Genomic DNA, 23,756 nt, shown 5'->3' on the forward strand with positions numbered 1-23,756 from the left:
GGGCCCATGAGCGCCCTTCGGGCGGGCCCGACCGCGTCGCGCGGAGCGCCGGCGAGGCGCCGACGCCGTCTCCGCCGAGGCAGGCCTCAAGCGGCCGGCGACCCCGCCGCCCGCCTCAGTCCTCCGCAGGCGGCACGCCCAGCGGCGGCGGCGCCGCATCCTCCGACAACCAGCGCTGCGCCTGCGCCCAGGCCTCGCCCGGCGCCTCGGCGATGGCGTCGCGCACCTCGGCCACGGTCGGGACCTGCTGGCCGCAGACCTCCTCCCGCTCCGCCTCGCCGGGCGGCGTCCCGGCCAGCGAGGCGCCCTTGCCGTCGGGCGCCATCGGCGGCTCCAGCGCGTCCAGCGCCCGCTCCAGCTGGTGCAGGTCGTCGAGCATGGCGCAGGCGTCCGAGATCTCCCAGGCGGTCACCCCGACCACCGCGGCGGCGCCCACGAAGGGCACGCTCTGCGCCACCACCGACCCGACCGAGCGCGCCGCCCCGCGCGCCACCCGCGTCGAGACCCGCCGCGCGGCCGAGCGCGCCACCGCCCGCGTCGAGACCGCCGTCGCCGCCCGCGCCGAGGCGCGCGCCGCGACCGTGGTCACCCCCACCGCCGCCATCGCCCCGTTCACCGCCGCCGAGACGCCCGCCACCGTGAACGCCGCGACGTTGAACGCCAGCATCCCCAGGAAGGCCAGGAACCAGACCAGCTTCCACGACAAACGCAGCAGACGCATCGCATCCTCTCCCGGCGGCCTCCAAACGGCGCCCGCCCAAGAAATAGCCCTGCCGCGCGGCGACCGAAACCGGCCGGGGCCGCGCCGTCGCGAGCGGGGTCGGCGGGCGGGCGTCCCGGCCGCGCAGCGGACGGCAGCGCCGCCCCCGACCCCGCCCTCAGCGCCAGCCGAGGCCGGGCGCCACGTGGGTCAGGATCGCCTCGATGACATGGGCGTTGTAGGCGACGCCCAGCTGGTTGGGCACGGTCAGCAGCAGCGTGTCGGCCTCGGCCACCGCCTCGTCGCCCTTCAGCTGCTCGACCAGCTGGTCCGGCTCGTCGGCATAGCCGCGCCCGAAGATCGCCCGCGTGGTCTCGTCGAGCATCCCCACCGAGTCCTGCTCCTTCCCCCCGCGCCCGAAATAGCGCCGGTCGAGGTCCGAGGTGATCGCGAAGATCGAGCGGCTGACCGACACCCGCGGCGTGCGCTTGTGCCCCGCCTTCGCCCAGGCCTCGCGATAGGCCCGGATCTGGCGGGCCTGCTGGATGTGGAAGGGCTCGCCCGTCTCGTCGTCCTTGAGGGTCGAGCTCTGCAGGTTCATCCCCTGCTCCGCCGCCCAGACCGCGGTGGCGTTCGAGCCGGAGCCCCACCAGATCCGATCCCGCAGCCCCTCGGAATGCGGCTCCACGCGCAAGAGGCCCGGCGGGTTGGGGAACATCGGGCGGGGGTTGGGCTGGGCGAAGCCCTCGCCCCTCAGCAGTTCGAAGAACATCGCGCCGTGGGCACGGCCCATGTCGGCGTCGCTCTGCCCCTCCGGCGGGCGGTAGCCGAAGTGCTTCCAGCCGTCGATCACCTGCTCGGGCGAGCCGCGCGAGAGGCCCAGCTGCAGCCGCCCCCCCGCGATCAGGTCCGCCGCGCCCGCGTCCTCGACCATGTAGAAAGGGTTCTCGTAGCGCATGTCGATCACGGCGGTGCCGATCTCGATCCTCGAGGTGCGCGCGCCCACCGCCGCCAGCAGCGGGAAGGGCGAGGCCAGCTGGCGGGCGAAGTGATGCACCCGGAAATAGGCGCCGTCGGCCCCCAGCTCCTCGGCCGCGACCGCCAGCTCGATCGACTGCAGCAGCGCGTCCCCGGCCGAGCGCGTGCCCGACTGCGGCGAGGGCGACCAGTGCCCGAAGGACAGGAAACCGATCTTTTTCATGGCGAGGGCCCTCTTCCGGCGGCGGCGCAGGCCCCAGCACATGGCGCCGCCCGGCCCCGCTGTCACCCACGGCGGCGCCGCGGCTCCGGACACAGAGCGTCCGCGCCCCGGCGCCAATTCCCCTCGCGGGGCGCGCAACGTCCCGGTCAGGAAACGGGTTGGCCTCCTCCGCCCCCGCCCCCATCTTGTCGGTCCACTCCCCCAGGTATGGAGAGCCGCCTTGCCGCCCCTCGACCTCAACGGCGTGACGATCTGGAAGGCGCATCTCGACCGCCTCGCGCAGGAGGCGATGGTCGAGGACGTGCGCGCGCTGGCCCGCGCCGCGCCCTTCCAGCGCTACACCACCGCCTGGGGCAAGCCGATGACGGTGCGCATGACCGCGGCCGGGCGGCTGGGGTGGGTGATCGACCGCGGCCGCTACCGCTATGCCGAGGCGCATCCCTCCGGCGCCCCCTGGCCGCCGATCCCGGCCTCGATCCTCGCCGTCTGGCGCGAGCTTTCCGGCTGGCCCGCGGATCCCGACTCCTGCCTGGTGAACTTCTACGGCGAGGGCGCCCGCATGGGCCTGCACCGCGACGAGGACGAGGGCGAGTTCGCCGCGCCGGTGCTCTCGATCTCGCTGGGCGACCCGGCCACGTTCCGGATCGGCGGCCTCGACCGCAAGGCCCCGACGCGCTCCATCCCGCTCGAGAGCGGCGACGTGGCGATCCTGGGCGGCCCCGCCCGGCTCGCCTATCACGGCGTCGACCGGATCCGCTTCGGCGGCTCGACCCTGCTGCCCGAGGGCGGGCGCATCAACCTCACCCTGCGCGTGGTGACCAGCGCCTGAGCCGCCCGCCCGCCGCGCAGGCGCCGCGTCCCCCGTCGCGCCGGTCGCCGCCCCCTCGCCCGCGGCGCCCCCCGCCCCCCGCGCCCGTGGCCCCCGTCTCCCGGCCCGCGGCCCAGGCGCCCCGGCGCGACGCCCGCAGGCCCGCACGAAGCGCCTGTTCTTCGGAGCCGTCTCTCGCTGATGCCGTGAAGAGCGACTCGGCGGGAGGGGTCAGGGATCGCGAAGCGACCCCGCGCAAGCGGGGCTTGTCCTTGACCCCTCCCGACGAGTCGCTCAGGCATCTTCAGCGAGAGACGGCTCCGAAGGACAGGCGCGGCCCCTGTTCTTTGGTGAGTCAGGAGCCCGCCGGAGGCTCCCACCCCCCCGAAGACCGGGCACACCCCCCAGCCGCAGGCCCAAGCCCGCCCGCAGGGCGCCTCCTCAACGAAAACCGGCGGCCCGTTTCCACGGACCGCCGGTTTCTTCGTTCCCGCGCGAGGCAGGCCTGGATCAGGCCACCTTGCCGGGGGCCGCCGCGCGGACCTCGTCGCCCACGAACGGGTCGTACTGGGCGAAGTTGTCGGCGAACATCTTCACCAGCTTGGCCGCCTGGGCGTCGTAGGCGTCCTTGTCGGCCCAGGTGTCGCGCGGGTTCAGCAGGGTCGAGTCGACCCCCTGCACCGCCACCGGCACCTCGAAGCCGAAGAACGGGTCCTTGCGGAACTCCGCCCCGTTCAGCGAGCCGTCGAGCGCCCCGGTCAGCAGCGCGCGGGTGGCCTTGATCGGCATGCGCGAGCCGACGCCGTGGGCTCCGCCGGTCCAGCCGGTGTTGACCAGCCAGCAGGTCGCGCCGAACTGGGCGATCTTGTCGCGCAGCAGGGCGCCGTAGACCTCGGGGCGGCGCGGCATGAAGGGGGCGCCGAAGCAGGTCGAGAAGGTCGGCTGCGGCTCGGTCACGCCCTTCTCGGTGCCGGCCACCTTCGAGGTGAAGCCCGACAGGAAGTGGTACATCGCCTGCGCCGGGGTCAGCCGCGCGATCGGCGGCAGCACGCCGAAGGCGTCGCAGGTCAGCATCACCACGTTCTTGGGCGCGCCGCCCAGGCCCGACTCCGAGGCGTTGGAGATGTAGTCGAGCGGATAGGCCGCGCGCATGTTCGGGGTCAGGCTGTCGTCATGGAAGTCGAGCGCCTTGGTGTACGGGTCGTACACCATGTTCTCGATCACCGTGCCGAACATCGAGGTGGTGGCGAAGATCTCGGGCTCGGCCTCGGGCGACAGGTCGATGGTCTTGGCGTAGCAGCCGCCCTCGAAGTTGAAGATGCCCTGGTCGGTCCAGCCATGCTCGTCGTCGCCGATCAGGATCCGCGAGGGATCGGCCGAGAGCGTGGTCTTGCCGGTGCCCGACAGGCCGAAGAACACGGCGGCGTCCGAGGTGTCGCCGATCGCGTGGTTGGCCGAGCAGTGCATCGCCATCACGCCCTTGCCGGGCAGGATGTAGTTGAGCAGCGTGAACACCGACTTCTTGTTCTCGCCGGCGTAGGAGGTGCCGCCGATCAGGATGGTCTTCTGCTCCATCGAGATCGCGATCACCGTCTCCGAGCGGCAGCCGTGCTTGGCGGGATCGGCCTTGAACGAGGGGACGTTGATGATCGTGAACTCGGGGTCGAAGCTCTCCAGCTCCTCCTGCGCGGGGCGGCGCAGCAGGTGACGGATGAACAGCGCGTGCCAGGCGAGCTCGGTGCACAGGCGCACGTTCAGGCGGTGGGCCGGGTCGGCGCCGCCGTAGAGGTCCTGCACGAACAGCTCGCGGCCCTTGAGGTGCTCGAGCATGTCGGCCTTCAGCGCGGCGAACCCGGCGGGGTCCATCGGCTTGTTGTTTTCCCACCAGATGGTGTCTTCCACCGAGGGCTCGCGCACGACGAACTTGTCCTGCGGCGAGCGGCCGGTGTGCTTGCCGGTCGAGACGAGGAACGCCCCGCCGCGGCCGATCTCGCCCTCTCCGCGCTGCACCGCCTCCTGGATCAGGGCGGGCTCAAGCAGGTTGTAGTGGGCGGCCTTCAGACCCGTGACCCCCTGGGTCTCAAGGCTCCGCGCGGGGTTGAACACGCCTCGCTCCATGCTCATGGGCTCCTTCGATCGCTTCCTCTTGCGGCCGCGTCGCGGGGTCGGCGTCTGTCGACGCGGCGTCCTCGCCCGGCCGTTCACCCGGTCTCGTTCCGTTCGGGGCGGCCCCACACAGCCTGACCCCTCGCCTGGGCGCGTCACGATTCCGATCCGCTTCCAAGATGCGCGGGCTATAGCATAACGACAACACTTCAACAGCGCCCCGGCGCTGGGCGAAATGGCGCAGTTCGGCCGCAATGGGGCCGCTTTCGCACCCGATACGTTGAGAAATGATATGGAAGGTCCATCTCAGGATCAGGCGCATCGGGCGCCGCAGGGCGGAAGATCGCCCCGCGCGCCGGCGCCGGCCGTCGCCCAGGGGGGCGGGCGGAACGCAGGTACGGAGCAAGCATGACGAACATCGCGCTCGTGGATGACGACCGCAACATCCTCACCTCGGTGTCCATGGCCATGGAAGCCGAGGGCTACGAGGTGCGCTGCTACACCGACGGCGCCGCGGCGCTGGCGGCGTTGACCTCGCAGCCGCCGGATCTCGCGGTCCTGGACATCAAGATGCCCCGCATGGACGGCATGGAGCTTCTCCGCCGCCTGCGGCAGCAGTCGGACCTGCCGGTGATCTTCCTCACCTCCAAGGACGAGGAGATCGACGAGGTTCTGGGCCTTCGGATGGGCGCGGACGACTACGTGCGCAAGCCCTTCTCCCAGCGCCTGCTGGTCGAGCGGGTGCGCGCCGTGCTCCGCCGCCGCGAGGCCGCCGCCCAGGGCGACGCCGAGCGCGCCGAGGCCGACCGCGCCATCACCCGCGGCAAGCTGAGCCTCGATCCGCTGCGCCACTCCTGCCTGTGGAACGACGAGCCGGTGACCCTGACGGTGACCGAGTTCCTGATCCTGCAGGCCCTCGCCCAGCGCCCCGGCTTCGTGAAAAGCCGCGACCAGCTGATGGATGCGGCCTACGACGACCAGGTCTATGTGGACGACCGCACCATCGACAGCCATATCAAGCGCATCCGCAAGAAGTTCCGCCAGGTCGACGACAGCTTCGCCTCGATCGAGACCCTTTACGGCGTGGGCTACCGCTACAAGGAGGTCTGAGGGGGGCATGACCGACGTCGCCGACGGGGTCGACCGGTCGTCTTCCGGGGGCCGAGGCTGGAAGGCGCGCGCAGACGCCCCGCCTCCGCCCCTGGACGAGACCGAGGAGGACGAGGCGTCCTCGGAGCGGACCGCGCAGGACGCGGCCCCCGCCGCGCAGCCGCGCGCCGAACCTGCCGCGCCCGCCCAGGCCCCGCTCGACCAGGCCCCGTTCGACCAGACCCCGTTCGACCAGACCCGGCCGGATCCCCCGCTCTCCGATCCCGACTCCGTCGCCTTCGAGGGCCCGGCGAACCGCCCCTCGCCCGAGCCCGAGGTGGAGCCCGCCCCCGCGCCGAAACCCCGGCGCGAGCGGCTCCTCGCCCGCGCGGCCCGCGCCCGCTCGGCGCGCGCGGACAAGCGCACCGCCCGCGCGGCCGAGCTGCGCGAGGCGCGCCGCCGCGCGCGCGCCGGCGCGAACGGCGACGACGGCGACGACGAGCCGCCCGCGCGCAACCCCTCCCGCCTGACCCGGCGCATCGTCTCGTTCAACCTCATCGGCCTCGGCCTGCTGGTGGCGGGCGTGCTGGCGCTGAACGACTTCCGCGGCAAGCTGATCGAGCTGCGCACCCAGGCGCTGGAGACGCAGGGCGAGATCATCGCCATCACGCTGGCGGAATCCGCGGGGCGCGACGACGGCGCGCTGGGCATCGACCCGCCCAAGGCCCAGGTCGTGCTCGCCCGCGTGATCGAGCCCGCGCGCGTGCGCGCCCAGATCTTCGACCGCGGCGCCCGGCTGATGGTCGACACCCATCTCGCCGCCGGCCAGACCGGCGGCGTGCAGATGGAGAACCTGCCCGCTTCCCGCTTCGACCGCTACGACGCCCCCGACGGCCCCATGGCCTGGATCGAGGGCGCCGGCCGCTTCCTGCGCGACTTCGCGCTGGGCGACACGCGCAAGCCGGTGGCGACCGAGATCCTGGGCGGCGTCGCCCGCATGCAGGAGGTCTACGCGGCCCTCGGCGGCGCCGTGGCCCGCGGCGAGCGGGTGAACGCCCGCGGCGAGCTGATCGTCTCCGTCTCCGTGCCCATTCAGACCCTGCGCAAGGTCCACGGCGCGCTGGTCCTCTCGACCGAGGGCGGCGACATCGACGCCATCGTGCGCTCCGAGCGGGTCTCGATCCTCCAGGTCTTCCTCGTGGCGCTCGCCGTGTCGGTGGTGCTCTCGGTCCTGCTCGCCAAGGCCATCGGCCGCCCGATCGAGCGCCTGGCCGAAGCGGCGCTCGCGGCCGAGCGCGGACAGCGCGGCAAGACCCGGGTCGAGCTGCCCGACATGACCGCGCGCGGCGACGAGATCGGCCACCTTTCGGGCGCGCTCAAGCGCATGACCGACACGCTCTACCAGCGCCTCGAGGCGACCGAGAGCTTCGCCGCCGACGTGGCGCACGAGATCAAGAACCCGCTATCCTCCCTGCGCTCGGCCGTCGAGACGCTGGGCTACGCGCGCACCGAGGCCGACAAGCTGCGGCTGATGAAGGTGATGAACCACGACGTGGCCCGCCTCGACCGGCTGGTCACCGACATCTCCAACGCCTCCCGTCTCGACGCCGAGCTGGTGCGCGAGGAGCGCGAGCCCTTCGACCTTTCGAACCTGCTGACCATGATCGTCGAGTTCACCCAGCCCAAGGCGCAGGAGCGCGCGGTGCGCATCCGCGACGAGGCGGTGGACGACAAGCTGCGCATGCGCGGCATCGAGGGGCGCCTGGCGCAGGTCTTCGTGAACCTGATCGAGAACGCCCTCAGCTTCAGCCCGGAGGGGTCGGAGATCCGCGTGGCCGCGGCCCGCGGCGGCGACGGCCGGATCCGCGTGACGGTCGAGGACGAGGGGCCCGGCATCCCCGACGAGAACCTCGAATCGGTGTTCGAGCGCTTCTATTCCCAGCGCCCCGACACCGAGGCCTACGGCAACCACTCGGGCCTCGGCCTCGCGATCTCGCGCCAGATCGTCGAGGCGCACAACGGCTCGATCGCCGCCGAGAACATCCGCCCCGCCGGGCACGATCGCCGCGGCGCCCGCTTCGTGGTGGAGCTTCCGGGGTGAGGGACGACGGCCGCGGCGACGCTTCGGCCCGCGCCGCGGCCCCCGCCTCTGGCGAACCGCCCGCCCTGCCCCTCTCGCCGGCCGCCGAGGCGGCCGCCGCCGCGCGCCCGGACGCCCGGGGCGCGGCGATCCTCCACGCCTCCTGCGTCGCCCTCGAAGCCGAGGGCCCGACCGGCGCCCCCGTCTTCGCCGCCGCCCTGATCCTCGGCCCCTCCGGCGCGGGCAAGTCGGCGCTGGCGCTGGAGCTGATCTCCCGCGGGGCGCGTCTGGTGGCCGACGACCGCTGTCGGGTGCAGGCCGGGCCCGGGGGCCTCGTCGCCTCGGCGCCCGCGACCCTCTCGGGACTGATCGAGGCGCGGGGCGTGGGCCTCCTGTCCCTGCCTGCCCTGCCAGAGGCGGCGCCGGCGCTGGTCGTCGACCTCTCGGTCCCCGAGCCCGAGCGGCTGCCGCCCCTGCGCCGGCTGACCCTGCTGGGCCACGCGCTGCCGCTGATCCTGTCGCCCTCGCCCGCCGCCCTGCATGCCCTGCTGCGCGCCGGCGGCCGGCGGTTCGCGCCGCGGTGACTTGAAGCGGCGGTTCGCGCCGCGGCGAGATGATGCGGCGGTTCGCGCCGCAGGGAGTTGAAGCGGCGGTTCGCGCCGCGGGGAGACGACCCGCCGCCGCGCGGCCGCCGGCCCCGGCTCACCGCCCCGTCACGCTCGCTTGATCGGGGCGGCGCGGGGCCCCGGCGCGCCCTATCTGCTGCGCCAGGCCGGCGGTCCGGCGCCGCGGCGCGGCACGGGCCGAATTCCGCCAAGCGCGACGTCGGCGCCGCACCTCGCGTTTTTCGGCGCCGCACTGCGGCACGCCCTTGCCCCGGCGCGTGCCGCGGCGCATGCTCGCCCCTGCGGCGATCCCGCGGCGCCCTTCGCGCCGCGACGCCGCCCCGCGGCGCCCCAGCCGGGCGCCGCAGCCCCCGCAGGCGCCTCCCGGCGCCCAGGACCCGAGATCGAGGACGCGACGGCCCCAGGCATGACCCCGCCCGACGGCTCCGAATCCCAGCCCCGCCCCGACGCCCCCGGCGACGGCGACGCCTGCCCGGCCCTCGCGCCGATCCCGCTCGCGCTGGTCACCGGCATGAGCGGGGCCGGAAACTCGACCGCCATCCGCGTGCTCGAGGACATGGGCTACGAGGCGATCGACAACCTGCCGCTGGGCTTCATCGACCGCCTGTTCCCCCCCACGGGGACCGAGCCGCGCGATCCCCGCCCGGTCGCGCTGGGCCTCGACGTGCGCACCCGCGGCTTCTCGGCCCCCGCGCTGCTGTCGCGGCTGGACGTGATGCGCGCGCGCGCCGATCTCGCGCCCGTGCTGATCTTCCTCGACTGCGCCGACACCGCGCTGCTCGACCGCTTCAAGACCACCCGGCGCCGCCACCCGCTGGCCCCCGACGACAGCCCCGAGGCCGGCCTCGCGCGCGAGCGGGACCTGCTGTGGCCGGTGCGCGAGAAGGCGGACCTGGTGCTCGACACCACCGACCTCTCGCCCCACGACCTCAAGGCGCGGCTGGCGCATCTCGCCGCCCCCGGCGCCCGGCGCAGCCTGTCGCTGTCGATCCAGTCCTTCAGCTTCAAGCGCGGCGCCCCGCGCGAGGCCGACACGGTGATCGACTGCCGGTTCCTGGCGAATCCGCACTGGGACAAGGACCTGCGCCCCCTGACCGGGCGCGACGCGCCGGTCGCCGAGCATGTGCGCCGCGACCCGCTCTACGCCGCCTTCGTCGAGCGCGTGACGGAGCTTACGCTCCTGCTGCTGCCGGCTTATAGACGCGAAGGTAAGGCCTACTACTGTATGGCCCTGGGGTGCTCGGGCGGGCGTCACCGCTCGGTGGCGGTGGCCGAGGATCTGGCGGCGCGCCTGGCCGAGGCCGGATGGCCCGCCACGGTGCGCCACCGCGAACTCGACCGGGCCGCGGCATGAGGGGCGGGGACCGCGCCGCCCGCGGAGGGGACGGAGACGACGGGGATCGCGCGGCGGGGGCCGCGCACGGCAATCGGGCGGCGGCGGCCGCGGTAGAAGTCACGCGCACCCGGTTCCGGCGGAAGGGGACGACCCGCCGGAACCGTCCGCAAGGATGCAGATCGCAGGCCGCGCCGGGGTGCGCGGCGCTCGGGAGGAACGCATGAAGAGCTGGATGGCCGTGCAGGGGTGCGCGGCATGATCGGGTTGGTGATCGTGGCCCATGGCGGCCTGGCGGCGGAGCTGCTGGCGGCGGCCGAGCATGTGGTGGGCCCGCTGGAGCGGGCGCGCGCCATCGGCATCTGGCCGCAGGACGACCTGCGCGCCCGCCAGGCCGAGGTGGACGCGGCGGCCGAGGAGGTCGACTGCGGCGACGGGGTGGTGCTGATCACCGACATGTTCGGCGGCAGCCCCTCGAACCTCGCCATGGGCGCCCTGTCGCGCCCGCGGGCCGAGGTCGTCTACGGCGCGAACCTGCCCCTGCTGGTGAAGCTGGCGAAATGCCGGGGGATGCCGCTGGAGGAAGCGGTGGAATGCGCGCTGGGCGCGGCGCGCAAGTATCTCGACAGCGCCGGCGGGATTCTCGCCGCGCGCCGCAAGATGCGGGCCTGAGCTCGATGACGTCGACGACGGCGCGGCGGCTGACGATCGTCAACCGCAAGGGGCTGCACGCGCGCGCCTCGGCGCAGTTCGTGAACGTGGTCGAATCCCACGACGCCGCCGCCTACGTGCGGCGCGACGGGATGGAGGTCTCGGGCGATTCGATCATGGGCCTGATGATGCTGGCCGCGGCCCAGGGCGAGGAGATCGAGGTCGAGACCTCCGGCCCCCAGGCCGAGCAGCTTATGGACGCGCTCGAATCCCTCGTCGCCGGCCGCTTCGGCGAAGGCGAATAGGGCGGGGCCGACGGGCGCTGCCGGCCGCTGCGCGGCCGGGACGCCCGCCCGCCGACCCCGTCCCGGCCGGCGTCCCTGAAGGCGACCGCGCTCGCGTGGGCTCGTGCGGCCGCAGGATCCTTCCGCGGACGTCCCGGCGCGTCCGTGGCGTCATCTCCCCGGCCGGATCCCGCGCCGCCGCAGGCTCGCCGCCCGTCTAGCCGCCAAGCCCCAGCGTTTCGCGCACCCAGCCCAGCGCCGCCTGCACGTCCGGCAGCACCGGGCCCGGCTGCGCCGGCGGCCGCTCCGCCAGCAGGATTTCGACGCCCAGCTCCCGCGCGACCGCGAACTTGGCCCCGTCGATCCCTCCCGAGTCCCGCGCCAGCAGATGGGTGATCCCGCGCCCACGCATCAGCGCCCGCTCCGCCTCGGCGTCGTGCGGGGGGCGGGCGACCAGGGTCTCGACCCCGGCGATCTCGTCCCCCGCCTCCGCCACCCGCACCAGGATCGAGAGGTCCCCCCGCCCCGCCAGCAGCGGCGCCGAACCGCGCCCCGTCGCCGCCAGCACCCGCGCGCCCGCGGGCGCCGCGGCCAGCGCCGAGGCGAGATCGGGGAAGCGCCGCGCCGGCCCCTCCCACCCCGGCCGGCGCAACTGCGCGCGCGCCACGCCCTGCGCCGCGCAGGCGGCGGCGGCGTTGGCGCTGATCCGGGCGGCGAACGGGTGGGTCGCGTCCAGCACCGCGCCGATCCGACGCTCCTCGAGGAACGCCGCCAGCCCGTCCGCCCCGCCGAAGCCGCCCACGCGCGTCTCGACCGGCAGCGCCCGCGGCGCCCGCGTGGCGCCGGCGAGCGAGGCGACGATCCGCAGCCGCCCCGCCGCCGCCTCCCCGCCCAGCGCCTCCAGCACGGCGCGCGCCTCGGCGCTCCCGGCCAGCACCAGCAGGGCCGGCGGCTCAGCCCCCATGCGCCCGCTCCACGGTCGACCCGCGCCCCCGGAGGCGCGCCGCCGTCCGGGCGCGCCGGGGTGGGCGGGCGGGAGGCGCGCCCGGACGGCGGGGCGCCGGCCGCACGCGCGCCGGCCGCGCGCCGGGGGCGCCCCTCACCTCTGCGCCTCCACGAAGGCCAGCGGCGCGCCGGCCCGGTCGCAGACCAGCACGTCCACCGCCACCGGCGCCTCGCCCAGCGCGGCCTGCGCCACGCGGGCGGCCTCGCGCCCGATGGCCTCGGCCAGCGCCGGCGCCGCGGCGCCGGCCTCCTGCAACGCCTGCAGCACCGTGTTGGCCTGCGCGATCCGCCCCGCCTCCGGCACGCCCGCCGCCTCGGCCAGCGCCGCCAGCCGCGCGAAATCCACCTGGGAGCGCGAGGAATGCAGGTCCATCGCCCCCTGCCCCAGCTTCGCGAGCTTCGCCGCCCCGCCCGCGATCGTCAGCCGCGCCACCGGGTGGCGGGCGAGGTACTTCAGCAGCCCCCCCGCGAAATCCCCCATGTCGAGGCACGCATGCACCGGCAGATCGAACCGCGCCCGCGCCGCCGCCTCCGAGCTCGAACCGGTCGAGCCGACCACGTGGCTCAGCCCCGCCGCCCGCGCCACGTCCACGCCCCGGTGGATCGAGGCGATCCAGGCCGCGCAGGAATAGGGCCGCACGATCCCGGTGGTGCCCAGGATCGAGAGCCCCCCCACGATCCCCAGCCGCGGGTTCCAGGTCTTCTGCGCCAACGCCTCGCCGCCGGGGATCGAGATCTCCACCTCCGCGTCCGGCGCCTCCGCGAGCTCGGCCGAGACCTCGGCGATCGCCTCCTCGATCATCCGCCGCGGCACCGGGTTGATCGCGGGCTCTCCCGGGGGGATCGGCAGGCCGGGGCGGGTGACGGTTCCCACGCCGGGACCCGCGCGGAAGGTCACGCCCGCCCCGGGCGCGCCGCGGCGCACCCGCGCCTCGATGATCGCGCCATGGGTCACGTCGGGGTCGTCGCCCGCGTCCTTGCGCACGGCGGCGCAGGCGAGACCGTCGGAGAGCGCCCGCCGCTCCAGCGCGAAGCCGACGCGCGCGCCCCTGGGAAGCACGATGGCCGAGGGGTCCTCCCACCCGCCGCCCAGCAGCGCGCGCCAGGCGGCCTTGGCGGCGGCGGTGGCGCAGGCGCCGGTGGTGAAGCCCGTGCGCAGCCCCGCGCCGCCGGTGCGCCCGGCGCGCGCGGCGGCGTCCGCGTCGGGGCCCGCGGCCTCGCCCCCGGAGGCCGCGCCTTCGCCGGCCGCGGGGCCGGGCGCCGCGTCCGGGTCACCGTCCTGGGGCGGGTCGACGGCCATCGGCGCCCTCAGCCCTCCGTCTCGAAGAGGTCGCGCATCCAGTCGGCCGACTTCCACGCCGCCTCGGGCGGGGTGTGGCCGGGGCGCGGCGCGTGGGGCGAGGGCTCGGCCTCCCCCATCACCGGGATGTAGCGGGGGCAGTTGGGGAAGATGTGCTCGGCCGTCACCCGCACCAGCCGCCGGGCGCCGGGCAGGCCCTCGACCGCGGCGGGGTCGTCCACCACCTCCGCCCGCCCCGAGATCCGCATTCGCGCGGCCGAGCCGTCGAACCGCGCCCCGTCCATGCGGATGAACAGCAGCCCGCAGCGCCCCGTGGCCGCGATGTTGCCCAGCGAGCGGTACATGCGATTGCCGTCGTAGTCGGGGAACTCCAGCGTGTTCGGCCCCGTGACCCGCACGAACCCCGGCGCGCCCCCCTTGAAGGAGCAGTCCACCGAGGTGTCGGAATAGGTCGCGAGGAAGAAGAACGAGGCCTGCGCGATCATCGCCAGGTCGGCCTCGGCGAAGGCGTCGTGCCGGCGCACCTGCTCCAGCCGGTCGGCGACGGCGCGGCCTTCGTAGCGGTCCTGAAGCTCGCGCATCTTCGGGTCGTAGAACGGCATCGCGGATCCTCCGGCTGGGTGGGCGGGGGCGAGACTAGGCGAGCCGCGCCCCGCACGCCAGCCGCCGCGGGCCGCGCGGGCGCCGGCGGCCTCGGGGCGGGTCGGCGGGCGCGCCGGCGCCCGCCCCGCGATGCGATGGAGGCGGAGCGGACCCGGGAGGAAGACCGCCGCGCTCCGACGCAGGCGGCGGCGCCCCCGCAGGCAGGGTGGCGCCCGGCCCCGCGGCTGATAGAGAAGGGCGCGAGACGCCGGAGGCCGCATGTCCCACCCCCAGGATCCCGATCCCCAGTTCGCCGCGGACGAGACCGCCCGCCGCCGCGGCGGCGCGGCGGGGCGCGCGTGGGAAGAAGTCTCGCTCCTGCTCTACGCCCTCCAGTTCCTCACCCGCCTGCCCGTCCCCGCCTCCGCCGCCGGCCACGGGCCGGACCGGCTGGCCCGCGCCGCGCGATGGTTCCCGCTGGCCGGGGCGCTGGTGGGGGGGATCGCGGGCGGGGTCTTCGCGCTCGGCGCCCTCGCGCTGCCGCCGCTGGCCGCCGCGGGGATGGCGCTCGCCGTCTCGATGGCGCTGACCGGGGCGCTGCACGAGGACGGGCTCTCGGACACGCTCGACGGGCTGGGCGGCGGCTTCACCCGGGAGCGGGCGCTCGAGATCATGCGCGACAGCCGCATCGGGGCCTACGGCGCGGCGGGGTTGGCGACGAGCCTGCTGATCCGCGCCGGCGCCTTGACCGCCTTCGCCCCGGCCGAGGGGCTCGCCGCCCTCGTCGCCGCCCATGCCGCCGGCCGCGCCGCGATGATCCCCGCCATCCGCTTCGCCGCCTACGCGCGGGCCGAGGGCGCGGCCTCGACCGTCGCGGCGGGGGCGCCGGCGGGGGTGTTCCCGGCCTCGGTCCTGCTCGCCGCCCTGATCTGCGCGCTGGCGGCGGGCTGGGCGGGCCTCGCCGCCCTCTGCGCGGCCTACGCCGCCGGGGCGCTGGTCCTGTGGCGGCTGCGCCGGCGGCTCGGCGGCTACACCGGCGACGGGCTGGGCGCGATGGAGCAGGCGGGCGAGATCGCGGCCCTGCTGGTCCTCGCCGCCCTCCTGCCCCTCTGATCCAGGGGGGAGGCGCCCGCCGCCGCCCCGACCCGCCGGCCAGCGGCCGGTTATCGCAACCCCGAACGCGCCCCGCCCGCCTCCGCCCAGCCTGTCCCCGCCCCGGACCCGACCGCCCCGATGAGCGCCCCGCCCTCTTCCCGCCCTACCCTGCTGGTGATGCGCCACCCGCGCACCGCGGCGGCGCCGGGCCTGTGCTACGGCCGCCACGATCCCGGCCTCGCGCCGGGATGGGAGGCGCGCATCGACGCGCTCGCCCCCGGCCTGCGCGCCCCCTCCGGCCCCGCCTGCATCGTGACGAGCCCCGCCCCGCGCTGCCTCAAGCCCGCCCGCCGTCTCGCCGCCGCCCTCTCCCTGCCCCTCGCCGAGGACCCGCGCCTGCGCGAGCTCGACTTCGGCGCCTGGGAAGGCCGTCCCTGGTCCGAGATCCCCCGCGACGAGAGCGACCCCTGGGCCGAGGATCCCCGCCGCCGCGCCCCCCCGGGCGGAGAGACCTTCGAGGCGCTCGCCGACCGCACCGCCCGGGCGCTGGCCGAGGCGCCGCCCGGCGCGCTGCTCCTGTGCCACGCGGGCCCGATCCGGGCGATTCTGATGGCCCTGCGCGGCCTGAGCTTCGACCAGGCCTTCGCCCGCCCCGTGCCCTACGCCACCCCGTTCGACCCCGCCCCGCCCGGCTGATCCCCGCCCCGGAATCCCCGCCCCGAGCGCCCCGGCGACGGGGTCGGCGGGCGGGCGAGGCCGCGCGCGCAGCGCCGGCGAGCGCCGCTCCGCCGCCCCTCTCCGGCGGCCCTGCGGCGACTCTCCGCCCTGACGCAGGTTTACCCGGCCCTACATCCATGCTTGGCTGAAACCTACGGCCGCCCCGCCAGCGAGGAGACCGCCTTGACCGACGCCGCATCGCCCGCCCCCGGACCGAGCGCAGATCCCGCGCCCGCGATCCCCGTATACGACCTCGCCGTCGTCGGCGGCGGCGTGAACGGCGCGGGCATCGCCCGCGACGCGGCCGGCCGCGGCCTGAAGGTGCACATGTGCGAGGCCGGCGACCTCGCGCAGGCCACCTCCTCGGCCTCGACCAAGCTGTTCCACGGCGGCCTGCGCTACCTCGAGTTCTACGAGTTCGGCCTTGTGCGAAAGGCGCTGATCGAGCGCGAGACGCTGATCCGCGCCATGCCTCACATCTCCTGGCCGCTGCGCTTCGTGCTTCCCCACCATCCCGGCCTGCGCCCCGCCTGGCTGCTGCGCATCGGCCTGTTCATCTACGACCACCTGGGCGGCCGGAAGATCCTGCCCGCCACCAAAACCCTCGACCTGCGCAAGGCCGAGGTCGGCAAGCCCCTGAAGCCGGAGTTCGTGAAGGGCTTCGAATATTCCGACGGCTGGGTGATGGACAGCCGCCTGGTGGTGCTCAACGCCCGCGACGCCGCCGCCCGCGGCGCGACGATCGAGACGCGCACCCGCCTCGTCGGCGGCTCGCGCGAGGACGGCGCCTGGCGCCTGCGCCTCGAAGGCCCCGACGGCACGATCCGAGAGATCCGCGCCAAGGCCGTGGTCAACGCCGCCGGCCCATGGGTGGACGAGGTGCTGCGCCATCGGCTCGGCCGCAACGCGCCGGCCCATATCCGCCTGGTCCGCGGCTCCCACATCGTGACGAAGAAGCTCTTCGACCACGACCGCGCCTACATCTTCCAGACCTCCGACGGGCGCATCGTCTTCGCGATCCCCTACGAGGAGGACTTCACCCTCGTCGGCACCACCGACCGCGACCACCAGGGCGACCCCGCGGACGCGAAATGCACCGAGGAGGAGGCCGACTACCTGCGCGAGGTCGCCTCCCAGTACCTCGCCAGGCCCATCGAGAAGGACGACGTGGTCTGGACCTACTCCGGCGTGCGCCCGCTCTACGACGACGGCGCCAAGTCCGCGACCCAGGCCACCCGCGACTACGTCCTCCAGCTCGAGGACGAGGGCGGCGCGCTGCTGCTCAACGTCTTCGGCGGCAAGATCACCACCTTCCGCAAGCTGGCCGAGGCCGCGCTCGAGAAGCTCTCGACCGGCTTCCCGCAGATGAAGGGGCCCTGGACGGCCGAGGCGCCCATGCCCGGCGGCGACATGCCCTGGGACGGCGTGCCCGCGCTGGTCGCCGAGCTCCGCGCCGCCCACCCGTTCCTGACCGAGCGCTGGGCCCGGCGCCTGGCGCGCATGTACGGGACCGAGGCGAGGAAGATCCTCGCCGGCGCCGCGCAGGAGAGCGACCTCGGCGCCCGCTTCGGCTGGGACCTGACCGAGACCGAGGTCCGCTGGCTGATGGCGAACGAGTGGGCGCGCACCGCCGAGGACGTGCTCTGGCGCCGCTCCCGCCTCGGCCTGCGCTTCTCTCCGCAGGAAGTCGAGGCGCTCGACGCCTGGATGGCCGCCGAGACCGTCCCCGCCTGAGCCCCGCCCCAGGCCCGCCCGCGATCCGGGGCGGACCGCCCCCGGACGCCGCCCCCCGCATCCCTCGCGCAGGCGCCGCGTCCGCCCGCGCGCCCGCGGCCGCCGTCCCGCGCGCGGCGCATCCCGGCCGGGGCGCCGGGGGCGACCGTCTCCCGCAGGCCAGCTCGCGTCCCCCGGCTCTCCGTCCGCGCCGCCCCGCCGGCGGCAGGTCCGGCGGGCGGGCGATCCGGCCGCGCAGCGGGCGGGAGGGCGCCCCCGGACCGGCGCTGGACAGTCCGGCGCGCCGCCGCCATCCTCCCGCCGACCCAGCGGAGACCCGACCCATGCCCTCGCCCAAGCGCAAGAAATCCGACCCCGAGGACCTGGCCCTCCGCCGCTCGATCATCGAGCACTGCCTGGCGATGAACGCCGCGGGCCTCAACCAGGGCGCCTCGGGCAACATTTCGGTCCGCCGGGGCGAGGCGATGCTGATCACCCCCTCGGGCATCCCCTACGCGCAGACCACGCCCGAGATGATCGCCCTGATGCCCCTCTCCGGCGGGCGCGAGGACGCGCAGGGCCCCAAGGCCCCCTCCTCCGAATGGCGCTTCCACCGCGACATTCTTCGCGCCAGGCCCGAGGTGAACGCGGTCGTGCACTGCCACGCCCCCTACGCCACCGCGCTGGCGATGACGCGGCGGGGCATCCCGGCCTCGCACTACATGGTGGCGCTCTTCGGCGGCGACGACGTGCGCTGCGCCGACTACGCGACCTTCGGCACCCAGGCGCTGTCCGACAACGCGCTGCGCGCGCTCGAGGGCCGCAAGGCCTGCCTGCTCGCGAACCACGGCCTGCTCGCCTGCGGCCCGTCGCTGGAGAAGGCCATGGCGCTGGCCGTCGAGCTCGAGGCGCTGGCCCGCCAGCACCACCTCGCCCTGCAGATCGGCGGCCCCGCGATCCTCACCCCCGGCCAGATGGACGAGACGCGCGAGATGATCCGCTCGCTGAACTACGGGAACGGCTGAGACCGGGCCGGCCGCCGCGGACGCCCTGCGCGCGGGCGTCCGCATCCGACCGACTATCCATTTGATACCAAAATATTAAATCGCAACGCCACCCCCACCGCCGAGGCGAAGGGGGAGGCGGCGCGATCCGCTCACCCCCGCCCGACCAGCGGCATCTTCGTCGCCATGATCGTCAGCCACTGCATGTTCGCGCTCAGCGGCAGCTCGGCCATGTGCAGGACCGAGTCGGCCACGTGCTCGACGTCCATCAGCGGCTCCGGCCGCACCGAGCCGTCGGCCTGGGGCACGCCCTTGCCCATCGCCTCGGTCATCTCGGAGGCCGCGTTGCCGATGTCGATCTGGCAGCAGGCGATGTCGAAGGGCCGCCCGTCCAGCGACAGCGCCTTGGTCAGCCCGGTCATCGCGTGCTTGGTGGCCGAATAGGGGAACGAGCCCGGCCGGGGCGACTGCGCGGCGATCGAGCCGTTGTTGATGATCCGCCCGCCCTGCGGATCCTGCCGGCGCATCCGCCCGAAGGCCTCCCGCGCGCAGAGGACGGAGCCGGTGAGGTTCACGTTGACCGAGCGGAACCAGTCCTCCAGCGGCGTCTCGTCGATGGTGGCGGACTTGGTGAATATCCCGGCGTTGTTGAACAGCGCGTCGATCCGCCCGAAGGCCGCCTGCGCGGCGTCGAAGAGCGCCGTCACCTGCTCGGGGTCGCTCACGTCGGTCGCCACGCAGATCGCCTGGCCGGAGGCCGCGGCCTCGCCCGCCGTCTCCTCCAGCGCCTCGATCCGCCGGCCCGCCAGCGCCACCCGCCAGCCGGCCGCCAGGAACCGCCGCGCCGTGGCCCGCCCGATGCCCGAGCCCGCGCCCGTGATCACGATCGACCGCATCTGCGCCATGCCTCGTCCCTCCCTGGGGCCCTGCGGCCCGTTCCTCGTCTCCCGCCCCCGCAGGCCCGGCCCGCAAGGCGGCCCCGGAGGGATGCGGGTCGAGAGAAGCCCGCCCGCCCGCCGATTGCAAGCCGCGCCCCCGCGGCGCGCGCACGGCCCCGGACCTGCCCCGCCCGGTCCCCGCAACCGAGGGCGGAACCCGCCGGGCCATGACCTCCTGCCGCGGGGGGCCGGGCGAGGCGCGCCGCCGCCCTCGTTCCTCCGTCGCGGCGTCCCGAGCCCCCGGCCCCTGACCCACGCCTCACGATCCACGCCTCACGACCCGCCAGGTAATCGACCCGACTCCCCGCCGGCGCCAGCTTCGGCGCGGTCCCTGTCGGAAATGGAGATGAGAGATGGACGCGCTTTCCCTTCGCACCCTGCTGCGGCTCGACGCGCTGATCGGCGCGCTCTGCGGGCTGGTCCTGAGCCTGGGCGCCGGCCCGCTCGGCGCGGCGCTCGACCTGCCGCCGGGCCTGCTGTTCTGGGCGGGTCTGCTGCTGTTCCCCTGCGCCGGGCTGATGCTGCTCGCGGCCGGGCGGCGCGCGCCCTCGCGGCCGCTGGCCCGGCTGGTCGTGGTCGGCAACTGGGCCTGGGCGGCGGCGAGCCTCGGCGTGCTGGCCCTGACTTCGCCCAACGCGGCCGGCGCGGCGCTGGTGCTGGCGCAGGCGGCGGTGGTGGCGGGCTTCGCCTGGACCGAGGGCCGGGCCCTCGCCCGCGCGCCGCTGGCCGCGTGACCCGAGGCCGCCGCGGGTCCCGGCCCGCGGCGGCCTCGCCCAGGGCGCCCGTGGTCGAGTTGACAGCTGTCAACTCGCGCCTCGCGCGAGCTCAGGCTTCGGCGCGCGGGGCGGGGGCGAGGCCGGTCAGCGCCTCGGCCGTGGCGGCGTCGGCGGGGAAGAAGCACTCCAGCGTCAGCTCGGAGAGCGTCACCTCGGCCGCCGTCCCGAAGACGGTGGTGGTGGTCAGGAACGACAGCTCCCGCCCCCCCATCGCCAGCTTCAGCGGCACCGCGATGCCGGCCAGCGGGTCGGGATGCGGGCGGGGCGAGGGGCGGGGCGCGGGGTAGTCGGCCAGCTCCTCGATCAGCGCGTCGAGCGCGGCGTCGGGGGCGAGGATCGCCTGGCCGCGCAGCCGCTCCAGCACATGGGCCCGCCACTCCGCCAGGTTGACGATCCGCGGGGCGAGGCCCCGGGGATGCAGGCTGAGCCGCAGCACGTTGACCGGCGGCGCCAGCAGCGCGGGATCCTCGACCAGCGCCAGCATCGCCTCGACGCCCGCGTTGGCCGCGAGCAGGGTCCAGCGGCGGTCGACGGCGAGGGCTGGGAACGGCTCGTGCCCCTTCAGGATCCGCTCCACCGCGGCGCGGGCGGCGGCCATCTCGGGCGCGTCGAGCGGACGCTCGGGATAGACCGGGGCGAAGCCGGCGGCGAGGAGGATGGCGTTGCGTTCGCGCAGCGGCGCCTCGAGCCGGTCGGCGAGGCGCAGCAGCATCTCGCGGCTGGGCTTCGCGCGGCCGGATTCGACGAAGGAGAGGTGGCGCTGGGAGACGTCGGCCTCGAGCGCGCAGGCGAGCTGGCTGAGCCGGCGGCGGCGGCGCCAGGCACGCAGGTGGTCGCCCACGGTCGGGGCGCCCGAAGGGGGTGGAGCGGGGGTCTGGGTCATGCGCGGCCTCCCTTGCCGAAGCGCGCAGGGTAGGCCCGGCGGGGAAGCGGGTCGATGACCTGGGAGGTAATGGAAGCGACGATCGCGCGGGGGTGCGGTGAGCCTGTTGCGGGTCGGCCGGGGCCCTGGCGCGTCGCTCGGAGCCGCCGTCCCTCCGCTCGGGGCCGGTCGGGCGGCGCTGTCGCGGGCTGCGCCCGCGAGGCGCCCGCCCGCCGACCCCGTCGCGATGCGGGGGGGGGCGGGCGTCTCAGCCGAGCTCGAAGGTCGTGACGCCCCAGGTCCAGCCGAGGGGGAGGTCGGGCGCCTCGCCCCGGTACATGCGCGCCGTCTCGAAGGAATAGGCGAGGCCCGCGGCCTCGGCCATCGCCACCGCCGGCGCGTTCGCCTCGGGCACGTCGAGGTTCACGGACGCGCCGGCGGGCGCGAGGGCGCAGAGGCCGGCGAAGAGGGCGTGGGCGGCCTCGGGCTCGGTCGCGAAGAGGGGGCCGATCTTGAAGCCCTCCCGGCACTCGCGGATCGTGCCGAAGCCGGCGAGGGCGCCGCCGCGGAAGGCCGCGAGGCTGCGCCGCCGCACGCCGGGGCCGGGCAGGACCCAGTCGGCGGCGAAGCGGTCGCGGGGCGCGCCGAAGCAGGCGCGGTCGAGCGACAGGATCGCCGGCAGGTCGGCCTGTTCGGGCGCGCGCAGCACGACGCCCCGCGGCGGCTCGCCCACCGACGGCACGCCGGTGAAGCGGATGTTGCGCCCCACCCATTCGAAGCCCGAGCGGCGGTAGTTGTCCTGCTGGGCCGGCACCCCGTCGAGGCCCACGGTCCGGTCGCCCAGGTGGTGCATCCCCGCCTCCCACACCGCGAGGCCGCAGCCGGTTCCGCGCGCCGCGGGCGCGGCGATGTAGAAGCCCAGGAAGCCGAAGGCGGGCGTGTAGCGCACCACCGAGATGCAGGACATCGGGACCCCGTCCTTCCAGCTCATCCAGAAGCCGCGGGGATCGACGGCGGCGAAGGCGTCGAGGTCGTCGAGGCCGGGGTTCCAGCCCTCGGCCGCCGCCCAGTCGATGGCGAGGGCGAACTCGTCCCTGCTGGCGGGGCGGAGGGTGAGGCCGGGCGGGGGGACGTAGAGCTTCGACATGCCCCAGCAGAGGCCCCGGCGGCCGGGCGCCTGTCAAGCGCGATGCGCCTGGAATTGGAGGGATCGCGGGGGCCGCGCGCCGCGCGTGGACGCCCCTCGCCCCGGGAGGGGGCGACGCGTCGGGGGCGGGGTCGGCGGGCGGGCGCCTCGCGCGGCGCAGCCCGCGACAGAGCCGCCCCGCCGGCCCCGGGCTCAGGCGGCCCCGGGCTCAGGCGGCGCGGGCGGCGGCGAGGCCCGGCAGGCCGTGCATCGCCTCGGCCAGGCGCACGGCGGCGGCGACGCCGTCGATCACCGGCAGGCCCGCGTCGGCGGCCATGCCCTGGGCGAGATGGGCCATGCCCGCGCAGCCCAGCACCACCGCCTCGACCCCGTCCTCGGCGGCCGCGCGCAGCACCTCCTCGCGCACGGCGCGGGCCGAGGCCTCGGGGTCGTCCTCCAGCGCCAGCACCGGCACGCCCGAGGCGCGGACCTTCGCGCAGCGCTCGCCGAAGCCGTAGCGCGCGGCGTTCGCGGCGATCACGGGGACCGAGACCGCGAGCGTCGTCACCACCGAGAAGCGGCGCCCGCGCAGGACCGCGGCCATCATCCCCGCCTCGCCGATGCCGATCACCGGGTGGGGGGCGGTCGCCTTCAGCTCCCACGCGCCGGTGTCGTCGAAACAGGCGATGATCGCGGCGTCGGGGGCGTTGCGCGCCGTCTCGGCCGCGTGCAGGGCGAGGACATGGGGCAGCGCCGCCTCGCCGTCCGCGGCCCCCTGGATCGCGGGGGGCGCGCCGGCGGGGTTGGTCGCGGCGATCTCGGTCCCCGGCGCGGCCACGGCGCGGGCGGCCGCCGCGATCGAGCGGGTCATCGAGGCGGTGGAGTTCGGATTGAGGATCAGCAGGCGCATTCCGCTCAGACCATTCCCTTGCCGGCGTCGGAGGGCGCGCGCGCCTTGCGCCGGCGCATCAGCGCGACCGCGCCGATCGAGCCGCCGATGATGACGAAGCTGAACACCGTGGTCAGCGTGCCCAGGGCGTAGAGCACCGGCGTGGTGACGTTGGTGGTCATGCCGAAGATCTCCAGCGGCAGCGTGTTCTTGGAGCCCGACGTCATCAGCGTGCGGGCGAATTCGTCGTAGCTCAGCGTGAAGCCGAACAGCGCCACGCCCACCAGGCTGGGCCCGATGATCGGCAGCACCACGTAGCGCACCGTCTGCCAGGGCGAGGCGCCCAGGTCGCGCGCCGCCTCCTCGTAGCTTTTGTCGAAGCGGTTGAACACCGCGAACATGATCAGCAGCCCGAAGGGCAGCGTCCAGGTGAGCTGGGAGCCGAAGGCCGAGCTGAACCAGTTCGGCGTGATCCCGGCGATGTCGAACATCAGCCCCACGCCCAGCGAGACCAGGATCGAGGGGATGATCAGCGAGGTGACCGCCAGGTAGAACAGCCAGCCCGCGCCCGCGAACTTCCGCCGGAAGGCGAGCCCGGCCATCACCGAGACGACGACGGTCACCACCATCACCATCAGCCCCAGCCGCAGCGAGCGCGAGAAGGAGCCCCAGAAGTCGCCGACCGCCTGCTGCTCGAACAGGTCGAAGAACCAGTGGGTGGAGACCCCGTTCATCGGGAAGGTCAGCCCCCCCTGCGGCCCCTGGAAGCTGAGGATGCCGATGGTCAGGATCGGGCCGTAGAGGAAGGCCACGAACAGGGCGAAGACGCCCGCGAGGATGTAGAAGGAGGCGCCGCGCTTCTCGGACATGG

Annotated in this window: 23 protein-coding genes; 12 read left to right on the plus strand and 11 right to left on the minus strand. The window is 75.2% G+C overall.

Going from position 1 to position 23,756, the window contains the following annotated elements; all coding sequences use genetic code 11:
- Positions 1-115: 115 nt before the first annotated feature.
- On the minus strand, positions 116-721 hold the full coding sequence (locus tag P2H44_RS15040) for a hypothetical protein (protein WP_275764682.1): 606 nt from the start codon (positions 719-721) through the stop codon (positions 116-118).
- 157 nt (positions 722-878) lie between these two features.
- Positions 879-1,901, minus strand: a complete 1,023-nt coding sequence (locus tag P2H44_RS15045) for an LLM class flavin-dependent oxidoreductase (protein ID WP_275764683.1) — start codon at positions 1,899-1,901, stop codon at positions 879-881.
- A 220-nt stretch (positions 1,902-2,121) separates the two neighbouring features.
- Here P2H44_RS15045 and P2H44_RS15050 point away from each other — a divergent pair, with 220 nt between their 5' ends.
- Positions 2,122-2,730 carry an alpha-ketoglutarate-dependent dioxygenase AlkB family protein gene (locus P2H44_RS15050; protein WP_275764684.1) on the plus strand — a complete coding sequence of 203 codons (609 nt, stop codon included), beginning with the start codon at positions 2,122-2,124 and terminating at the stop codon, positions 2,728-2,730.
- A 489-nt stretch (positions 2,731-3,219) separates the two neighbouring features.
- On the opposite strand, the gene P2H44_RS15055 is transcribed toward P2H44_RS15050, so the two are convergent.
- The gene (locus P2H44_RS15055; protein WP_275765083.1) at positions 3,220-4,827 is read right to left on the minus strand and encodes a phosphoenolpyruvate carboxykinase; all 1,608 of its coding nucleotides are present in this window, start codon (positions 4,825-4,827) and stop codon (positions 3,220-3,222) included.
- A 396-nt stretch (positions 4,828-5,223) separates the two neighbouring features.
- On the opposite strand from P2H44_RS15055, the gene P2H44_RS15060 reads away from it, so the two are divergent.
- The 6 genes from P2H44_RS15060 to P2H44_RS15085 all read left to right on the plus strand — a co-directional run bounded on the left by P2H44_RS15060 (position 5,224) and on the right by P2H44_RS15085 (position 10,899).
- Complete coding sequence (locus tag P2H44_RS15060; RefSeq protein WP_092857550.1) at positions 5,224-5,925, plus strand: response regulator transcription factor; 702 nt, start codon at positions 5,224-5,226, stop codon at positions 5,923-5,925.
- A gap of 7 nt (positions 5,926-5,932) precedes the next feature.
- Positions 5,933-8,005, plus strand: coding sequence for a sensor histidine kinase (locus tag P2H44_RS15065; RefSeq protein ID WP_275764686.1), 2,073 nt, complete (start codon positions 5,933-5,935; stop codon positions 8,003-8,005).
- On the plus strand, positions 8,002-8,568 hold the full coding sequence (locus P2H44_RS15070; RefSeq protein WP_275764687.1) for an HPr kinase/phosphorylase: 567 nt from the start codon (positions 8,002-8,004) through the stop codon (positions 8,566-8,568). The genes P2H44_RS15065 and P2H44_RS15070 overlap by 4 nt, the downstream gene beginning before the upstream one ends.
- 553 nt (positions 8,569-9,121) lie before the next feature.
- Positions 9,122-9,964, plus strand: a complete 843-nt coding sequence (rapZ, locus tag P2H44_RS15075) for an RNase adapter RapZ (RefSeq protein WP_462976300.1) — start codon at positions 9,122-9,124, stop codon at positions 9,962-9,964.
- A gap of 237 nt (positions 9,965-10,201) precedes the next feature.
- Complete coding sequence (locus tag P2H44_RS15080; protein WP_275764689.1) at positions 10,202-10,615, plus strand: PTS sugar transporter subunit IIA; 414 nt, start codon at positions 10,202-10,204, stop codon at positions 10,613-10,615.
- Between the two features lie 5 nt (positions 10,616-10,620).
- A complete protein-coding gene (locus tag P2H44_RS15085) occupies positions 10,621-10,899 on the plus strand; it encodes an HPr family phosphocarrier protein (RefSeq protein ID WP_275764690.1) in 279 nt (92 codons plus the stop codon).
- Positions 10,900-11,095: 196 nt separating this feature from the next.
- On the opposite strand, the gene P2H44_RS15090 is transcribed toward P2H44_RS15085, so the two are convergent.
- From P2H44_RS15090 to P2H44_RS15100, 3 genes are all read right to left on the minus strand, one after another.
- Complete coding sequence (locus P2H44_RS15090) at positions 11,096-11,842, minus strand: precorrin-6A/cobalt-precorrin-6A reductase (RefSeq protein ID WP_275764691.1); 747 nt, start codon at positions 11,840-11,842, stop codon at positions 11,096-11,098.
- Between the two features lie 135 nt (positions 11,843-11,977).
- Positions 11,978-13,183: a cobalt-precorrin-5B (C(1))-methyltransferase gene (locus tag P2H44_RS15095; protein ID WP_275764692.1), complete on the minus strand. Its 1,206-nt coding sequence runs from the start codon at positions 13,181-13,183 to the stop codon at positions 11,978-11,980.
- A gap of 8 nt (positions 13,184-13,191) precedes the next feature.
- On the minus strand, positions 13,192-13,785 hold the full coding sequence (locus P2H44_RS15100; protein ID WP_275764694.1) for a pyridoxamine 5'-phosphate oxidase family protein: 594 nt from the start codon (positions 13,783-13,785) through the stop codon (positions 13,192-13,194).
- Positions 13,786-14,044: 259 nt separating this feature from the next.
- Between P2H44_RS15100 and P2H44_RS15105 the strand changes: the two genes are divergently transcribed.
- From P2H44_RS15105 to P2H44_RS15120, 4 genes are all read left to right on the plus strand, one after another.
- Positions 14,045-14,878 (plus strand): adenosylcobinamide-GDP ribazoletransferase, encoded by an 834-nt coding sequence (locus tag P2H44_RS15105; protein WP_275764695.1) that lies wholly within the window; start codon positions 14,045-14,047, stop codon positions 14,876-14,878.
- A gap of 120 nt (positions 14,879-14,998) precedes the next feature.
- On the plus strand, positions 14,999-15,556 hold the full coding sequence (locus P2H44_RS15110; RefSeq protein ID WP_275764697.1) for a histidine phosphatase family protein: 558 nt from the start codon (positions 14,999-15,001) through the stop codon (positions 15,554-15,556).
- 204 nt (positions 15,557-15,760) lie between these two features.
- Positions 15,761-17,311 (plus strand): glycerol-3-phosphate dehydrogenase, encoded by a 1,551-nt coding sequence (glpD, locus tag P2H44_RS15115; RefSeq protein WP_462976297.1) that lies wholly within the window; start codon positions 15,761-15,763, stop codon positions 17,309-17,311.
- Between the two features lie 323 nt (positions 17,312-17,634).
- On the plus strand, positions 17,635-18,315 hold the full coding sequence (locus P2H44_RS15120) for a class II aldolase/adducin family protein (protein ID WP_275764699.1): 681 nt from the start codon (positions 17,635-17,637) through the stop codon (positions 18,313-18,315).
- Between the two features lie 131 nt (positions 18,316-18,446).
- Here P2H44_RS15120 and P2H44_RS15125 read toward each other — a convergent pair whose 3' ends face one another.
- On the minus strand, positions 18,447-19,190 hold the full coding sequence (locus P2H44_RS15125; RefSeq protein ID WP_275765086.1) for an SDR family oxidoreductase: 744 nt from the start codon (positions 19,188-19,190) through the stop codon (positions 18,447-18,449).
- A 395-nt stretch (positions 19,191-19,585) separates the two neighbouring features.
- Between P2H44_RS15125 and P2H44_RS15130 the strand changes: the two genes are divergently transcribed.
- Complete coding sequence (locus P2H44_RS15130) at positions 19,586-19,966, plus strand: hypothetical protein (RefSeq protein WP_275764700.1); 381 nt, start codon at positions 19,586-19,588, stop codon at positions 19,964-19,966.
- A 91-nt stretch (positions 19,967-20,057) separates the two neighbouring features.
- On the opposite strand, the gene P2H44_RS15135 is transcribed toward P2H44_RS15130, so the two are convergent.
- The 4 genes from P2H44_RS15135 to P2H44_RS15150 form a co-directional block, all read right to left on the minus strand.
- Complete coding sequence (locus P2H44_RS15135) at positions 20,058-20,891, minus strand: helix-turn-helix domain-containing protein (RefSeq protein ID WP_275764701.1); 834 nt, start codon at positions 20,889-20,891, stop codon at positions 20,058-20,060.
- A gap of 247 nt (positions 20,892-21,138) precedes the next feature.
- Complete coding sequence (locus P2H44_RS15140) at positions 21,139-22,017, minus strand: GNAT family N-acetyltransferase (RefSeq protein WP_275764702.1); 879 nt, start codon at positions 22,015-22,017, stop codon at positions 21,139-21,141.
- A gap of 208 nt (positions 22,018-22,225) precedes the next feature.
- Positions 22,226-22,906, minus strand: coding sequence for an aspartate/glutamate racemase family protein (locus P2H44_RS15145; RefSeq protein WP_275764704.1), 681 nt, complete (start codon positions 22,904-22,906; stop codon positions 22,226-22,228).
- A 5-nt stretch (positions 22,907-22,911) separates the two neighbouring features.
- Positions 22,912-23,754: an ABC transporter permease gene (locus tag P2H44_RS15150; protein ID WP_275764705.1), complete on the minus strand. Its 843-nt coding sequence runs from the start codon at positions 23,752-23,754 to the stop codon at positions 22,912-22,914.
- Positions 23,755-23,756 lie beyond the last annotated feature (2 nt).

The organism is Albimonas marina (assembly GCF_029223255.1).
Lineage (GTDB): Bacteria > Pseudomonadota > Alphaproteobacteria > Rhodobacterales > Rhodobacteraceae > Albimonas.

Coding starts and splice junctions, on each gene's coding strand:
- P2H44_RS15040 (WP_275764682.1), bottom strand. CDS start 721: ATGCGTCTGCTGCGTTTGTCGTGGAAGCTGGTCTGGTTCCTGGCCTTC.
- P2H44_RS15045 (WP_275764683.1), bottom strand. CDS start 1,901: ATGAAAAAGATCGGTTTCCTGTCCTTCGGGCACTGGTCGCCCTCGCCG.
- P2H44_RS15055 (WP_275765083.1), bottom strand. CDS start 4,827: ATGGAGCGAGGCGTGTTCAACCCCGCGCGGAGCCTTGAGACCCAGGGG.
- P2H44_RS15060 (WP_092857550.1), top strand. CDS start 5,224: ATGACGAACATCGCGCTCGTGGATGACGACCGCAACATCCTCACCTCG.
- P2H44_RS15065 (WP_275764686.1), top strand. CDS start 5,933: ATGACCGACGTCGCCGACGGGGTCGACCGGTCGTCTTCCGGGGGCCGA.
- rapZ (WP_462976300.1), top strand. CDS start 9,122: ATGAGCGGGGCCGGAAACTCGACCGCCATCCGCGTGCTCGAGGACATG.
- P2H44_RS15080 (WP_275764689.1), top strand. CDS start 10,202: ATGATCGGGTTGGTGATCGTGGCCCATGGCGGCCTGGCGGCGGAGCTG.
- P2H44_RS15085 (WP_275764690.1), top strand. CDS start 10,621: ATGACGTCGACGACGGCGCGGCGGCTGACGATCGTCAACCGCAAGGGG.
- P2H44_RS15090 (WP_275764691.1), bottom strand. CDS start 11,842: ATGGGGGCTGAGCCGCCGGCCCTGCTGGTGCTGGCCGGGAGCGCCGAG.
- P2H44_RS15095 (WP_275764692.1), bottom strand. CDS start 13,183: ATGGCCGTCGACCCGCCCCAGGACGGTGACCCGGACGCGGCGCCCGGC.
- P2H44_RS15100 (WP_275764694.1), bottom strand. CDS start 13,785: ATGCCGTTCTACGACCCGAAGATGCGCGAGCTTCAGGACCGCTACGAA.
- P2H44_RS15105 (WP_275764695.1), top strand. CDS start 14,045: ATGTCCCACCCCCAGGATCCCGATCCCCAGTTCGCCGCGGACGAGACC.
- P2H44_RS15110 (WP_275764697.1), top strand. CDS start 14,999: ATGAGCGCCCCGCCCTCTTCCCGCCCTACCCTGCTGGTGATGCGCCAC.
- P2H44_RS15120 (WP_275764699.1), top strand. CDS start 17,635: ATGCCCTCGCCCAAGCGCAAGAAATCCGACCCCGAGGACCTGGCCCTC.
- P2H44_RS15125 (WP_275765086.1), bottom strand. CDS start 19,190: ATGCGGTCGATCGTGATCACGGGCGCGGGCTCGGGCATCGGGCGGGCC.
- P2H44_RS15130 (WP_275764700.1), top strand. CDS start 19,586: ATGGACGCGCTTTCCCTTCGCACCCTGCTGCGGCTCGACGCGCTGATC.
- P2H44_RS15135 (WP_275764701.1), bottom strand. CDS start 20,891: ATGACCCAGACCCCCGCTCCACCCCCTTCGGGCGCCCCGACCGTGGGC.
- P2H44_RS15140 (WP_275764702.1), bottom strand. CDS start 22,017: ATGTCGAAGCTCTACGTCCCCCCGCCCGGCCTCACCCTCCGCCCCGCC.
- P2H44_RS15145 (WP_275764704.1), bottom strand. CDS start 22,906: ATGCGCCTGCTGATCCTCAATCCGAACTCCACCGCCTCGATGACCCGC.
- P2H44_RS15150 (WP_275764705.1), bottom strand. CDS start 23,754: ATGTCCGAGAAGCGCGGCGCCTCCTTCTACATCCTCGCGGGCGTCTTC.